This window comes from Caloramator sp. Dgby_cultured_2 (assembly GCF_028872215.1).
GTDB classification, from domain to species: Bacteria; Bacillota; Clostridia; order Clostridiales; family Caloramatoraceae; genus Caloramator; species Caloramator australicus.
Genome location: NZ_CP118396.1, coordinates 977284 through 992678, shown reverse-complemented (window position 1 = coordinate 992678; position 15395 = coordinate 977284). Strand labels below are relative to the sequence as shown.

Below are 15395 nucleotides of genomic sequence, written 5' to 3'. Positions count from 1 at the left end.
AGGGGGATACGTATGTATTATGGTTTTTATGATCCTACGTTTATATTTTTAGTTCCGGCTTTGCTTTTAGCTTTTTATGCTCAAAGTAAAATTCAAATGACATTTTCTAAATATTTAAAAGTTGCTTCAATAAGAGGATTAACAGGAGCTGAGGCAGCCAGGATAATATTGGATAGAAATGGACTTTATGATATTCCGATAGTTGTTATTCCAGGCAGGTTAACCGATCATTATGATCCTTCCCAAAGAGTTTTAAGGCTGTCAGAGGATGTTTACTACAGCACATCAATAGCATCTATTGGAGTTGCAGCCCATGAGGCAGGGCATGCAATTCAGCATAATAAAGGGTATGTTCCATTATTGATAAGGAATTCCTTAGTTCCTGTAGCAAATATAGGTTCTAATTTGTCATGGATATTAATATTATTAGGTTTATTCATGGGGGCTATGGGACTTGCAAGGTTAGGTGTTTTATTGTTTACAGCTGTTGTAGCCTTTCAAATTATTACTTTACCTGTTGAATTCAATGCTAGTTCAAGGGCTTTAATTGAACTAGACAGCAATGGACTCCTTTTGAAAATGAACTAAAAGGCGCAAAAAGGTTCTAAATGCAGCTGCACTTACTTATGTTGCTGCAACCTTAATGGCAATTTCTCAACTTCTCAGATTGCTTTTTATTACAAGGGACAGAGATTAGGAGGAAAATATGGAGGACAAAGCTAGATATGTAGCTCTAAAGATATTAAGTGAAATAGATGAAAAGAAAGTCTTTTCAAATATAAGGCTTAATCAATATTTTAAGAAATACAATTTATCATCATTAGATAGAGCTTTTGCAACAGAGATCGTATATGGAACTTTAAGATGGAAGCTTAAGATAGATTATTTAATTCAAAAATTTTCCAAAAAAGACTTAAAGGATTTAAATGTATGGGCATTAAATTGCATTAGGATTGGAGTATATCAGATATTTTTAATGGATAAAGTTCCTGAATTTGCAGCAGTAAATCAATCTGTTGTTTTATGCAAATTAAAAGCACCAAGATTATCCGGCTTTGTTAATGGTATTTTAAGAAACATTATAAGAAATAAACAGGAATTTGACATTATAAACGAAAAAGATAAAACTAAATATTTGTCCATTAAGTATTCACATCCTAAATGGTTTATAGATTATTTCATTAAATATTTTGATGAAAATTTTTTAATCCATTTAATGGATGCAAACAATCAAGCACCTGAATTGACAGTTAGGGTAAACACATTAAAATCTTCAAAAGAAAACTTAAAGGCAAAACTTATAAGTAGAGGAATAAAAGTAAAAGATGGACAACTAAAGGAATCACTGATAATAGAGGAAGTAGGCCAAATAGAAAAGATGCAGGAGTTTTTAGATGGACTCTTTTATGTGCAAGATCAAAGCTCTATGATGGCTTCGATAATTTTAAACCCAAAACCAGGAGAAAAGGTTATTGATTTGTGTGCTGCACCTGGAGGTAAAGCAACCCACATGGCAGAGCTTATGGAAAACACGGGAGAAATAATTGCCTTTGATGTCCATGAGCATAAAATAAATCTAATTAATGAAAATTCAAAAAGATTAGGAATAGACATTATAAAGCCGATGTTAAAAGATGCAACTGTTTTTATAAAGAATTTGAAAATAACTTTGACAAGATCCTTTTAGATGCCCCTTGTTCTGGCTTGGGGCTTATTAGAAAAAAGCCTGAAATTAGATGGAATGTAAGTTTGAAGAATATAAAGGATCTTACTAAAATTCAATCTATATTGTTAAAGAATGCATCTAAATATGTTAAGATTAATGGAGAGATCCTATATAGTACTTGCACAATTACAAAGGATGAAAATGAGCAAATTATTGAAAAGTTTCTAAATGAAAACACTAATTTTGAATTAGTGAATATTAGTGAATTAGTTCCTATTGAATTTAAAAACAGCCTAATCGATGGAACTTATTTAAGATTATATCCCAATATAAATAATACTGATGGATTTTTTATTTGCAAATTAAAAAGGTTATGGTGATTACAATGTATGATATCAGGGATTTATCATTAAAGGAAATCGAAGAATTTATTGTTTCTTTAGGGGAACCTAAATTTAGGGCTAAGCAGATTTTAAAATGGATAAACATCGGGATAGAAGATTTTGATGAAATGACAGATATTCCTAAAAAACTTAGGGATAAGTTAAAGGAGAACTTTATAATTAAGAATATTTTTATAGAAGCTAAGCAAGAATCGTCAGATGGCACAGTTAAATACCTATTAAGATTGAAGGATGGTAATCTTATTGAAGCTGTTTTAATGAGATATTCCTATGGGAATTCGGTATGTATTTCAACACAAGCAGGTTGCAACATGGGATGTTCCTTTTGTGCATCTACTATTGGTGGGAAAATTAGAGATTTATCACCTGGTGAAATGCTTGGGGAAGTTTTAGCAATTTCTAAGGACCAAAATATCAGGATTTCAAATATTGTCTTAATGGGAACAGGAGAGCCTTTAGATAATTTTGATAATGTTTTAAAATTTTTAGAACTTATTAATTCCAAAGAAGGTTTAAATATCGGAATGCGACATATAACGTTATCGACATGCGGTTTAGTTCCTGAAATAAAACGTTTAGCTGATTTGAGATTACAACTTACATTAGCCATATCTTTACATGCTCCAAACGATGACAAAAGAAAGAAAAATCATGCCGATTGCAAATAGGTATAGTATGAACGAATTGTTAGAAGCTTGCAGATATTATGTTGAAAAAACCAATAGAAGAATAACCTTTGAATATGCGTTGATTAAGGATATCAACGATTCAATTGAGGATGCAAAAGAGTTATCTAAAAGATTAGAAGGACTTTTATGTCATGTGAATTTGATTCCAGTTAATCCAGTAAGCGAAAGAAATTTTGAAAGACCTGATAGAAAAAGGATAGAAAATTTTAGGGACATTTTAGAATCCCACGTATTAATACAACTATAAGAAGGGAGCTTGGAACTGATATCGATGCTGCATGTGGGCAACTAAGAAGAAGGTTTCTTACTTAAGGGGTGGTTGTGTGTATATCAAATGCAAAACTGATATTGGTAAGGCAAGGGAGCTAAACGAAGACTATGTTATTATGTTAAGATCCAACAGCTATGCACTTGTTGCTGTTGCAGATGGAATGGGAGGACATAATGCAGGAGAGGTAGCAAGTAAATTAGCTTCATTAGCTCTTAGAGATTTTGTCTTTAATAATTTCAATAAATATAACGATAAAACAGAATTGATAAGAGATGCTATGCTTGAGGCTAATTTAAGAGTTTATGAGAAATCCAAAGATGCAAATCAGTTAAGTGGCATGGGAACAACACTAACATGTTGTTTGATGGTTTTTGATAAAGCTTATATCGGCCATGTTGGAGATAGCAGAGCTTATTTAATAAACAAAGATGGTATTAGAAAACTTACTGAGGATCATTCTTTTGTTCAGCAACTGGTTAAAAATGGAACAATTACAGAAATTGAGGCAGAAAATCATCCAAAGAAAAATCTTATAACAAGGGCTATAGGATTAGAGAGAAATGTAATTGTTGACGTTATCGTAGTAGATTTTAATAAAGACGATTTAATTTTATTATGCACCGATGGTTTGACTTCCTATCTATCAAAGGAAGAGATATTTGAAATTGTTAATGACAAAAAGAAGATGCAGTAGAAATGCTAATTGAAATTGCAAATGATAGGGGAGGATCTGATAACATTTCTGTGGTTATTGCAAGAAAGGAGGATGGGAGATGAAGGAATTAAGTGGCAAGATACTTAACAATAGATATATCCTTCTTGAAAAAGTTGGCGACGGAGGAATGGCTTTAGTTTTTAAGGCAAAGGATACTTTATTAAATAGATTTGTAGCAGTAAAAATATTACGACCAGAATTTGCAAACGATACAGAATTTTTAAGCAAATTCAAAAGAGAATCTATGGCCGCAGCAAGCTTATCCCATCCTAATATAGTTAGCATATTTGATGTTGGCGAAAATGATGGGTTAAATTATATTGTTATGGAGTATATAAAGGGAAAAACGTTAAAGGATTATATCAAAGAAAAGGGTAAAATTAAATATGATGAAGCATTAAGGATTATTTTACAAATTTCCCAAGCCCTTGATCATGCACATAAAAATGGTGTTGTCCATAGGGATGTAAAGCCACATAATATTTTAATAACAGAAGATAACATTATAAAAGTTACCGATTTTGGTATTGCTAGGGCATCAACCTTTAACACAGTAACAAATACTGGAAAGGTTATGGGGTCTGTCCATTATTTATCACCAGAGCAGGCAAGGGGTGTATATAGCGACCATAGAACTGATATTTACTCCCTTGGGGTTGTATTTTATGAAATGCTTATTGGAAGACCTCCTTATGATGCAGAAAGTCCAATAACTATAGCAATAAAACATATACAGGATGAAATAGAGGAACCTATAAAGGTTGATCCCAATATTCCAATAGCAGTAAATGATATTGTCGTTAAAATGATGCAAAAGGATATGACAAGAAGATATCAAAATGCAAAAGAAATTATTATGGATATCAATAGAGCAATCAATAATCCTGGAATTTCCCTATTAAATAAAGGTGATGACATAGAAAAAACTAGAATAATTTCCCAAGAAAGCATAGAAGATGAATTAAATAAAAGTAAAGCCAAAGGTAAAAGAAATAAGAAGCCTTTAATTATATCTATAGTTATTATATTATTCTTATCCATAACAGCGTTAGGATATTTTGTTTTTAATAAGTATTTTGTTATAAAAGATGTAAAAGTGCCTAATGTAGTGGGATTAAGTGAAGAAGAAGCACGCAAAATATTTGAAAGTAATAAGTTGATTATGGAAATAGAAGGAACACAAAGCAGTGATTTGCCAGAAGGGACGGTTATATCTACCATTCCTGAAGAAGGAACCACGGTTAAAGAAAATTCTGTTGTTAAGGTTATAGTAAGTTCGGGCCCGAAGATGGTAGCTGTTCCGGATCTTAAAGGATTAGATTTAACCTATGCAGAAACTCTGTTAAGGAAATACAAATTAACTTTAGGTAATATTGAAAAACAATATAGTGATGAAATACAAAAAGGATTTATTATTGATCAAAATCCATTATCAGGTTCTGAGGTTAAAGAAGGAACTGCAATTGATATAATTTTAAGCGATGGGCCACAAATTAAAATAGTTAAAGTTCCCAACCTACTTGGTATGAGTTTGGAGCAGGCAAAACAAACATTAAAATTGTCTGGATTAAACCTTGGAATTGTAAACTATGGATATGATCCTAACTATAAAGACGGAGAAATTATATTGCAAAGTGTAGTGGATGGTGTTGAAGTTAGACAGGGAACGTTAATAAATGTTACTGTAAATAAATTAGATGATAATCTTCAGCAACAGGAAAATGACAACCAATAATAAAGGAGGAACTTATGCAGGAGGGTATCATTGTAAAAGGTATAGGTGGATTCTACTATGTTGAATTGCAGAATGGAGAATTAATTGAGTGCAAAGCAAGAGGAAAATTTAGAAAAGATAATTTAACTCCTTTAGTTGGTGATAGGGTTTATATTGAAAAAATCAATAATTCGCAGGGGCTTATTAAAGAAATTAAAGAAAGAAAATCCCAACTTATAAGGCCACCAGTTGCTAATGTAGATCAAGTAGTTGTTGTATTTGCTCTTAAGGATCCTGATATTAGTTTTACACTTTTAGATAGATTATTGGTTCATGTTGAAGAAAAGGATTTAGATTGTCTCATTTGCTTTAATAAATCTGATTTAGATGAAGATGGCAAATTTGAAAAGGTGTATTCGATTTACACAGAAGCAGGATATAAAGTAATAAAAACAAATGCTTTAAAAAAGAAGGTTTAGAAGAGTTAAAAGCCTTCTTAAAAGGCAAAATAACCGTATTTGCAGGGCCGTCAGGAGTTGGAAAATCTACGCTTTTTAATTCTCTTCAAGATAAGGTTAAGATGGAAACGGGAGCAATAAGTGAAAAAATAGGGAGAGGAAAACATACTACAAGGCATGCACAGCTAATCAGAATAGATGATGAGACGTATTTAGTAGATACACCAGGCTTTTCCACCTTAGATTTGTCATTTATAGAACCAAATGATTTGCAGTATTATTTTAAAGAATTTAGAAATTTTATTGGTCAATGTAAGTTTTCAAGCTGTTTACATGTAAAAGAAAAGGATTGCGCTATAATAGAAAATGTAGAAGAAGGAAACATATGTAGAATTAGATATAATAATTATTTAGATTTTCTAAATGAAATACTTGAAAATAGGAGGAACACTAGATGATGAAGTTAGCACCTTCAATACTTTCAGCAAATTTTAGCAGATTGGGAGAAGAAATTAAAAGAATTGAAAGGGCTGGAGCAGATTATGTCCATATAGATGTTATGGATGGCCATTTTGTTCCTAATATAACAATTGGTCCACTTGTAGTTGAAGCCATAAGACCATTAACGAGTTTAATATTTGATGTGCACTTGATGATCGAAAATCCAGATAAGTATATAGAGGATTTTGTAAAAGCTGGAGCAGATATAATTACAGTTCATCAGGAAGCATGTATTCATCTTGATAGAACTGTTAATTTAATTAAATCTTTTGGGAAAAGAGCTGGTGTTGCAATAAATCCAGCGACCCCATTGGAAGTTTTAGACTATGTTTTAGAAAATCTTGATATGGTTCTCATTATGAGCGTTAATCCTGGATTTGGAGGTCAAAAATTTATACCTTATGCCATAAGTAAGATTAAAAATTTAAAACAAATGATAGAAAAAAGGAAGTTAAATATCGATATTGAAGTTGATGGTGGTATAAATTTAAATAATTTGAGAGATGTTGTTAATTCAGGTGCCAATGTGATTGTTGCTGGCTCTGCTATTTTTTGTTCAGATGATGTAGAAAAAACAGTTAGGAAATTTAAGGAAATCGGTGGTTAGGATGAAAAAAGCATTAATTTTTAACTTTGGTAGGATAAATAATTCTACTTTATTACAAAAAGAAATTCAGGGAGCAAGTATTATATTATGTGCTGATGGAGGAGGGAATTATGCCTATGAGTTAGGCATTATTCCTAATTTTTTAATTGGGGACTTTGATTCCATTGAAACTGAAGTTTTAAATTATTTTATCGACAAAGGTGTGGAAGTTATTAGATATCCTAAAGAAAAGGATTATACTGATACAGAGCTTTGTATAAATAAAGCTATCGAACAAGGATGCGATGAAATATGTATACTAGGAGGGGTAGGCGGAAGGATTGACCACACATTGGCAAATTTATATCTTCTACACTATATATATGAAAATAATGCAAAGGGTTATATCGTTACTGATGATTTTTATATTTATTTGTGCAAAGATTTTATAAAAATAGAAGGAGAAATTGGTGATACTTTATCAATTATTCCTATATATAAGTCTGCAAAGGGTCTGTATTCTAAGGGGCTAATGTATAGATTAGAGAATACTACTATTGATTTTGGAAGACCACTAGGTATATCAAATGTAATGATCGATAGGCAATGCGAAATTAAGGTTGGAGATGGAGAAGTATTGATATTTAAAAAGATATAAGCAGTATCAACTTTATTAGGATTTACATATAATGAATATATAAAATAAAAATGGTGATCATATGATAAAAAATGAAAGGGAAAAATCAAAAATATTGGGGATATTATTGATTTTAATGGGGATGTTTATAATTATTGCTTGGATGCCGGTGTGGATTTGGCTTGTTTTACTTGGAATAGGACTGATATATTCTGGCCTTTTTTCTTTAGTAATAGTTAATGGAGGAAAGTATGCTAAAAGACAAAATAAAACTAAAAATAATCGATGTTTTAGCCATTATAATACTTGGCATTGGGTTTGGGATGCTATTGGCTGTTATTATACCTTTTTGGATTTGGATCATTATTATAGGTGCTTGCTTAATATATTTATCGTGGTATTTTTAAAAGATAAAAAATGTGCTTAAAAGCACATTTTTTATAAAGCTCTTTGCACTTTTCCAGAACGTAAGCATCTCGTGCAAACGTAAACTCTCTTTGGAGTTCCGTTTATAATAACTTTTACCTTCTTAAGATTTGGAGCCCAAGTTCTGTTTGTTCTACGATGGGAATGGCTATATTGAATTCCAAAAACTAACCCCTTATTGCAAATTTCGCATTTTCTAGACATTGTGGCACCTCCTTAATAAGAACAATACTTCATTTATAAGACCTTTATTATTTTAACAGAAACTAGAAAACATTACAAGTCCGATTTATTACAATAATAATTATATAATGCATTTTTGATTTTGTAAAGTATTTTTACTTTACAGTTATAAATATTTTATCTTGAAGAATTTTAATAATTAATATAAAATTATAAAATAAAGACTAGTATCCCTAGTAAGGTTGGGAGGTTTAAGTATGTCAGTAAAAATATATAACGAATTAGGCTATATTGAATTTACAGATGAGCTAATAGCAAAATTAGCTGGTGCAGCGACAACTGAGTGCTATGGAGTTGTTGGAATGGCTTCCAAAAGAGCAACGGATGGTTTGTGGGAACTTTTGAAGAAGGAGCAGCTAAACAAAGGGGTTAAAGTAATAATTAACAATGATGAGATAGTTATTGATTTGTTTATAATAGTTGAATATGGAACTAAAATACCTGTTATTGCTGAGAACATTATAGAAAAAGTAAAATACACAATTGAAAATTTTACAGGAATAAAAGTTCATAAAGTTAATGTCTATGTTCAGGACATTAGAGTTTAAAGCAAGGAGGTTTAAGCATTGAAACAAACTACGTTGTTGGATGGACAACTATTGAAACAAATGTTCATAAATGGTGCATATGAGCTTGAAAACAACAAAGAAGATGTTAATGCATTAAATGTTTTCCCAGTTCCAGATGGAGATACAGGAACAAATATGGCAGCTACAATAATGGCTGCTGTAAGTGAATTGGAGAAAATCAAGGATGTTAATGTTACAAATGTTTGTGATGCAATTTCAATGGGATCTTTAATGGGTGCCAGAGGCAATTCTGGAGTTATATTATCTCAGCTTATAAGAGGTTTTGCAAAATTTTTAAAAACAAAAGAAACTATAAATACAAAGGACTTTGCTCAAGCTTTAAAGGAAGGAGTAAATACTGCTTATAAGGCAGTCATGAAACCAACGGAAGGAACTATTTTAACTGTAGCAAGAGAGACTGCAGATAAGGCGATAGAAATAGCAAAAAAGAAAGTAATTTTGAAGTTTTTTTAAAGCTTATGTATGAATATTCAAACGTATCTTTAAATAAAACGCCAGAAATACTTCCTGTTTTAAAGCAAGCAGGAGTTGTTGACGCAGGAGGTAAAGGATTAACGCTTATATATTTAGGCTTTTTGAAGGTTCTGCTAGGGGAGATAAACGAAGCAAAAGTAAAACAGCAAGAAAAGAAGGAAGAAGTAAAATATAGTAACATAGATACATCAGATATAAAATTTTCTTACTGCACAGAGTTTTTTATTAAGACTAAAAATGCAAAACCTGAAGAATTTAAAGAAAAAATCACAAAATATGGTGATTCGATAGTTGTTGTTGGAACAGAAGAGTTAATCAAGGTTCATATTCATACTAATAATCCAGGAATAGTATTAGAAGAGGCGTTAAAATTAGGAGAGTTGATAAAGATTAAAATTGACAACATGAAGGAACAACACAGAAGTTTAACAGATGATACATATTCCGATGAGAAGACTGAATATACAAGTCAAGATGAAAAGGAATATGGATTTATTACAATTTCTTTTGGCGAAGGATTTAAACAGATATTTGAAGAGTTAGGGGTTGACAAAATTATAGAAGGCGGCCAGACGATGAATCCAAGCACACAAGATATTTTAGATGCAATAAATAATATAAATGCTAAAAACATATTTATATTGCCTAATAATAAGAATATTATTCTTGCAGCTGAACAGGCAAGGGATCTTTCAAATAAGAATGTTGTAGTTATTCCAACAAGAAGCATACCTCAAGGTATAACTGCAATGTTAAATTTTAATCCGGATAGTAATGCTAATGAAAATAAAGAAATAATGATGGAAGCTATATCGAAGGTTAAGACAGGGCAAGTTACATTTGCAGTAAGAAACACCAATCTTGACGGTATAGATGTAAACGAAGGCGATGTAATAGGAATATTAAATGGGAAACTTGTAAATGCTGGAGCTAATTTGAATGAAGTAGTTACTAAATTAATTGATAATATGATTGATGAAGACAGCGAATTCATTTCAATATTTTACGGAAATGAAGTCAGTGAAGAAGATGCTGCTAAAGTTCAAGAATATATCAAAGAAAAGTATTCAAACCTTGATGTAAACGTTTATTTTGGAGGGCAACCTATTTATTATTATATAATTTCTGTGGAATGATTATGGCATGCCAAAGTGCATGCCTTTATAAATTTAACCACATAAGAGGTGGATATATGGAGATTCAATATTTGAAGGGAGTTGGACCTAAAATTGCAAAGTATTTATCAAGTTTAGGAATTAATACAGTTAAGGATGCACTATTTTATTTTCCAAGGGACTATGAGGATAGAACTAACATAAAACCTATAAGCAAACTAGAAAATGATGAAATGGCAAGTGTAATAGTTGAAGTTGCACAAATTTTTCCGAGTAAGAAAACTAAAACAGGTAAAACATTAAATAAAATATTATTTAAAAATGAAACTGGTTTTATATCGGGGATATGGTTTAATCAGCCGTATATAAAAAATAACTTTAAAATTGGCGAAAAAGTGTTGCTCTACGGTAAAGTATCAAAACAATTTGGAGAAATTACTTTAGTTGATCCCCAGTATGAAAAGGACTATGAAGAAACACAAGGAATTAATCCGATTTATTCCATTAATAAAAATCTTACTCAAAAAATTATGAGAAAAATTATAAAACAGGCCCTTAATTTTATAGATCAAGAGGTTGAAGAATTATTACCAGAAAGTTTAAGAAAGATATATGATCTATTGGACATAAAAAATGCAATTATAAATATTCACTTTCCCAAAGATAAAAATATGCTTAAACTGGCTAAAAGGCGATTAAAATTTGAGGAATTGCTAATAATACAACTAGGCTTATTTGAACTAAAGAAAAAATACTCTTCAAGCACAACAAGCTATTCGATGGCTGTTAGTAAGGAGCTAAAGGCTTTAAAGGAAAAATTACCCTTTGAACTTACAGAGGCCCAAAGGAAGGTTATAAGAGAAATTTTGATTGATATGAAAAAAACACACCTATGAATAGATTGCTTCAAGGTGATGTAGGTTCTGGAAAAACAATCATTTCAGTTATTGCTTTATTTAATTGTGCAATGAACGGATATCAAGGAGTATTAATGGCTCCTACTGAAATTTTAGCAGAACAACATTATAATACTATTTTAGAATTATTAAAGGATTGGAATATAAATATTGCATTATTGGTTGGAAGCACTTCTAAAAAGCAAAAGGAAGAGATAATAAGAAAGATATCTCAAGGAGAAATAAGTATTGTTATTGGAACTCATGCACTATTACAGGAAAATGTGGAATTTAAAAATTTAGCCCTTGTAATTACTGATGAACAGCATAGATTTGGAGTAAGACAAAGAGCAACTCTAATTAATAAGGGCCATAATCCTCACGTATTAGTTATGACTGCAACGCCGATTCCAAGAACTCTTGCTTTATTTATGTATGGCGATATGGATATTTCAGTTATAGATCAGTTACCACCTGGACGACAAAAAGTGGAAACTTATTTTGTAAGGCCTAATATGCGGGAAAAGGTTTATGATTTTGTAAAAAGGAGGTAGAGAAGGGAAGACAGGCATATGTAATATGTCCGCTAGTGGAGGAATCGGAAAAATTAGAAGCAGAATCGGTATTAGAAATGGCTGAAAATTTAAAAAATGATTTTCTAAAATATAACAAAATTGGAATATTACATGGAAAAATGTCTGCAAGCGAAAAGGATGAAATTATGAAAAAATTTAAAAATAATGAGATTCAGGTGCTGGTTTCTACAACAGTAGTTGAAGTAGGGGTAAATGTGCCTAATGCTACTATAATAGTAATTGAGAATGCTGATAGGTTTGGTTTGGCACAGTTACATCAATTAAGAGGTAGAGTTGGAAGAGGAAATTATAAATCCTATTGTATATTAGTTGCCGATGCAAAAACTGATGATGCTATTGAAAGAATGAAAATTATGACTAAAACTAACAGTGGATTTGAGATAGCTGAAAAGGATTTAGAATTAAGAGGAACGGGCGAGTTTTTGGCACAAGACAACATGGACTTCCGGAGCTTAAAGTTGCGAATTTATTTAAAGATATAGATATTCTTATGCAAACAAAAGAAGTGGCAAGGGAGTTAATTCAGTCAAGACGACTATTAGATAAGGATTATTATAAGTTAAAATTAAGGATAGAAGAATTAATACAAAATATTGGTGATAATATATCTATAAACTAATTGAGAAAAAACTTCCTGTTATAATTTCAGTTTAAGTGGTTAAATTAATAATAGAAACAGAAACAGGAGGTGAAACAATATGATAAACATTCAACCAAGAAACAGGGCATTAGTTCCAGAAGCTGAGGCAGCACTTGAACAATTCAAATATGAAGTAGCAAATGAAATAGGAGTTCAGGTTCCACCAACAGGATATTGGGGAAACATGACATCAAGGGAATGCGGTTCAGTAGGTGGATATATGGTTAAGAAGATGGTAGAGGCTTATGAAAGAGGCCTTGCAGGAAAAAGATAATTAGGCGGTAGCACAAAAATATAAAAGGGGAATAGAGCTCTCTCTATTCCCTTTTAAAGTTGATTATATGTTATGTTTTCAATTACCAATATTTACATGAATATATTGTCGAATAATGGAGAAATTAATAATAAGCAACTGAAACAGGAGGTGAAAATAATGAACGAAAACTTAGTAGGAAGAACAAATCAAACTGTTATTCCAGAAGCTAAGAAGGGCCTAGAACAATTCAAATATGAAGTAGCAAATGAAATAGGAGTTCAGGTTCCACCAACAGGATACTGGGGAAACATGACATCAAAGGAATGTGGTTCAGTAGGTGGATATATGGTTAAGAAGATGGTAGAGGCTTATGAAAGAGGCCTTGCAGGAAGACAATAATTGATATAAAATAAAGAAAAGGGAAGGCAATCTTCCCTTTTCTTTATTTTAATAAAGGAGGCTTGGCATGAGAATAATAACTGGTGAAGCAAAGGGAAGAATTATAAAGGCACCTGAAGGTATGAACACAAGACCCACTTTAGATAGGGTAAAGGAGTCTGTGTTTAATATAATATCAAATAAGATTTATGATGCTATTGTATTAGATATGTTTGCAGGTAGTGGTAACTTAGGTCTTGAAGCAATAAGCCGAGGGGCAAAATTTTGTACCTTTATAGAAAATGACAAATCTGCATATAAGGTTTTAAAAGAAAATATAAAAAATTTAAACTTCGAAGATAGAAGTAAAGCTTATTTTGGAGATTCCTTTAAAATTATAAAAAATTTATCAAAGGAGAATTTTAAATATGATTTGATTTTTTGGATCCCCCTTATGGAAGGGGAATGGTTCAAAGAGCCGTTGAAGCAATAAGCGAAAATAGAATTTATAATGATAATACTTTGATTATTTCGGAACTAGATGAAAAGGATGATATCCCAGAAGTCGTCGGGATTTTTAAAAACTTTAGAACAGAAAAATATGGAAGATGCAAAATTATATTTTGGGTTAAGGAGGACAAATATGAATAATATAGCAATATATCCTGGCAGTTTTGATCCAATAACTAATGGTCATCTTGACATAATAGTTAGGGCGTCAAAAATATTTGATAAGGTAATTGTTGCAGTTTTAGAGAATCCAGAAAAAAGAATCCCTTATTTACAATTGAAGAACGTGTTGAGTTAATCAAAAGAGTAACAAAGGATATTGATAATGTTGAAGTTGAAAGTTTTAAGGGACTTCTTGTAAATTATGCAAAGGAAAAGTCAGCTAAGGTAATAATTAAAGGACTTAGGGCAGTCTCTGATTTTGAGTATGAACTTCAAATGGCAATGATGAATAATAAATTGAATAACCAATTAGAAACTCTTTTTATGATGACGAATAATAAATATTCCTTTTTAAGCTCTAGTTTGGTAAAACAGGTTGCAATGTATGGAGGCTGCATCAAGGATTTAGTTCCTGAGGAAATAATAGACGATATAAGGAATAAATTTAAATAATTAATATTTTTCTCCCAAAATATTAATTTTTATAAAGTAGATAACATTTAAAATTAGTATTGTTATTAATAAAATCTCTAATAGAGGAAATAAATTTATAAAATAAGGGATATTAGGTTCAACCATAAAGGTTTCGCTATCAATAGAAATAAAATTTAACATAAGTAATGCAACTAACACAGAAAATATAGAATGCGATATTTTGGATATTACATAGGCTTTTATAGATATTTTTTCTTCATAAGTTATTGAAAAAACTTGCATTATAATAGAAATCCCGCTAAAGGATATAATAAAGGTTGAAATCAGGATTTTTAAAAAAAATGGAATATTTGATTTACTTATTAAATTACATCCATTAGTAATTTCTATTGCTCCTTGAAGTGCTAATATTATAGATTTAGATAATGATTTATTTAAAAATAAATCAAGGAGCCATTCAATTTTATTGAAAATATTTAGCTTATAAATCAGTTCTATAAGGACAGAAAAGAAAATAATATATCCTCCAATTATTCCAGTAGTTGTAAGGGAATTGAGGATGGACTTCGTTAAAAAATTCCTATTTGTATTTTTATCTTTATATAACCAACATGACTCAGCAACATTTGATTTTGGATATAAGATGTTATTTAAAACCAAACCATTAATAATTGCACCTAATATATGAGAAATAAACAAAATATATCCAACTTTTATGTTATTAAACATTCCAATACCAACTGCTCCAATTACAAACAAGGGACCTGAAGTGCTTGCAAAATTTAATATTTTTTGACCTTCATAACTTGATATTTTTTTCGCTAATAAGCTGAGCAACTATTTTTGCCCCAGTTGGGTATCCTGTGAATATACTCATAATAAAGACATACGCACCATATCCAGATGTATTAAGAAGTTTTTTAAAATAATTTTTGAATAATTTCGATATACTATCTGGAATTTCTAAGGAAATTACTATGTCATTTAATATAAAAAAAGGGAATAAGGAAGGCGTTACTACATATATCCATAG

12 protein-coding genes and 7 pseudogenes are annotated in these 15395 nt (G+C 30.9%); 17 read left to right on the top strand and 2 right to left on the bottom strand.

From position 1 onward, the window contains the following. Positions 1–12: 12 nt before the first annotated feature. The 10 genes and pseudogenes from PWK10_RS06640 (at position 13) to PWK10_RS06595 (ending at position 8068) form a co-directional block, all read left to right on the top strand. Positions 13–697, top strand: a pseudogene (locus PWK10_RS06640) (zinc metallopeptidase). 9 nt (positions 698–706) lie between these two features. Further along, positions 707–1687: a 16S rRNA (cytosine(967)-C(5))-methyltransferase RsmB gene (rsmB, locus tag PWK10_RS06635; RefSeq protein WP_274767756.1), complete on the top strand. Its 981-nt coding sequence runs from the start codon at positions 707–709 to the stop codon at positions 1685–1687. A gap of 17 nt (positions 1688–1704) precedes the next feature. Continuing rightward, on the top strand, positions 1705–2046 hold the full coding sequence (locus PWK10_RS06630; protein ID WP_446715301.1) for a hypothetical protein: 342 nt from the start codon (positions 1705–1707) through the stop codon (positions 2044–2046). 5 nt (positions 2047–2051) lie between these two features. After that, a pseudogene (gene rlmN, locus PWK10_RS06625) lies at positions 2052–3071 on the top strand (23S rRNA (adenine(2503)-C(2))-methyltransferase RlmN). An 11-nt stretch (positions 3072–3082) separates the two neighbouring features. Beyond that, complete coding sequence (locus PWK10_RS06620) at positions 3083–3724, top strand: Stp1/IreP family PP2C-type Ser/Thr phosphatase (protein WP_274767755.1); 642 nt, start codon at positions 3083–3085, stop codon at positions 3722–3724. A gap of 79 nt (positions 3725–3803) precedes the next feature. Next, positions 3804–5480 (top strand): Stk1 family PASTA domain-containing Ser/Thr kinase, encoded by a 1677-nt coding sequence (gene pknB, locus PWK10_RS06615; protein WP_274767754.1) that lies wholly within the window; start codon positions 3804–3806, stop codon positions 5478–5480. 14 nt (positions 5481–5494) lie between these two features. Next, a pseudogene (gene rsgA / locus PWK10_RS06610) lies at positions 5495–6375 on the top strand (ribosome small subunit-dependent GTPase A). Next, positions 6372–7025 carry a ribulose-phosphate 3-epimerase gene (gene rpe / locus PWK10_RS06605; protein WP_008909446.1) on the top strand — a complete coding sequence of 218 codons (654 nt, stop codon included), beginning with the start codon at positions 6372–6374 and terminating at the stop codon, positions 7023–7025. Before rsgA ends, rpe begins: the two are co-directional and overlap by 4 nt. 1 nt (position 7026) lies before the next feature. Next, on the top strand, positions 7027–7662 hold the full coding sequence (locus PWK10_RS06600) for a thiamine diphosphokinase (protein WP_274767753.1): 636 nt from the start codon (positions 7027–7029) through the stop codon (positions 7660–7662). 61 nt (positions 7663–7723) lie between these two features. Then, entirely contained in the window at positions 7724–8068 is a 345-nt protein-coding gene (locus PWK10_RS06595) for a hypothetical protein (protein ID WP_274767752.1), read from the top strand. Positions 8069–8079: 11 nt separating this feature from the next. Here the strand turns inward: PWK10_RS06595 and rpmB are convergent, their stop codons facing one another. Further along, positions 8080–8271, bottom strand: a complete 192-nt coding sequence (gene rpmB / locus PWK10_RS06590; protein ID WP_274767751.1) for a 50S ribosomal protein L28 — start codon at positions 8269–8271, stop codon at positions 8080–8082. A gap of 236 nt (positions 8272–8507) precedes the next feature. Between rpmB and PWK10_RS06585 the strand changes: the two genes are divergently transcribed. The 7 genes and pseudogenes from PWK10_RS06585 to coaD all read left to right on the top strand — a co-directional run bounded on the left by PWK10_RS06585 (position 8508) and on the right by coaD (position 14380). After that, a complete protein-coding gene (locus tag PWK10_RS06585) occupies positions 8508–8858 on the top strand; it encodes an Asp23/Gls24 family envelope stress response protein (RefSeq protein WP_274767749.1) in 351 nt (116 codons plus the stop codon). A gap of 60 nt (positions 8859–8918) precedes the next feature. Then, positions 8919–10510: pseudogene (locus tag PWK10_RS06580) on the top strand (DAK2 domain-containing protein). Between the two features lie 56 nt (positions 10511–10566). Then, positions 10567–12600, top strand: a pseudogene (gene recG / locus PWK10_RS19555) (ATP-dependent DNA helicase RecG). A 79-nt stretch (positions 12601–12679) separates the two neighbouring features. Beyond that, on the top strand, positions 12680–12895 hold the full coding sequence (locus PWK10_RS06570; protein WP_008909793.1) for an alpha/beta-type small acid-soluble spore protein: 216 nt from the start codon (positions 12680–12682) through the stop codon (positions 12893–12895). A 159-nt stretch (positions 12896–13054) separates the two neighbouring features. Continuing rightward, entirely contained in the window at positions 13055–13276 is a 222-nt protein-coding gene (locus PWK10_RS06565; protein WP_008909794.1) for an alpha/beta-type small acid-soluble spore protein, read from the top strand. Positions 13277–13343: 67 nt separating this feature from the next. Continuing rightward, positions 13344–13906: pseudogene (rsmD, locus tag PWK10_RS06560) on the top strand (16S rRNA (guanine(966)-N(2))-methyltransferase RsmD). Next, positions 13899–14380, top strand: a pseudogene (gene coaD, locus PWK10_RS06550) (pantetheine-phosphate adenylyltransferase). Before rsmD ends, coaD begins: the two co-directional pseudogenes overlap by 8 nt. On the opposite strand, the gene PWK10_RS06545 reads toward coaD, so the two are convergent. Continuing rightward, positions 14381–15199, bottom strand: a complete 819-nt coding sequence (locus PWK10_RS06545) for a hypothetical protein (protein ID WP_274767746.1) — start codon at positions 15197–15199, stop codon at positions 14381–14383. Positions 15200–15395 lie beyond the last annotated feature (196 nt).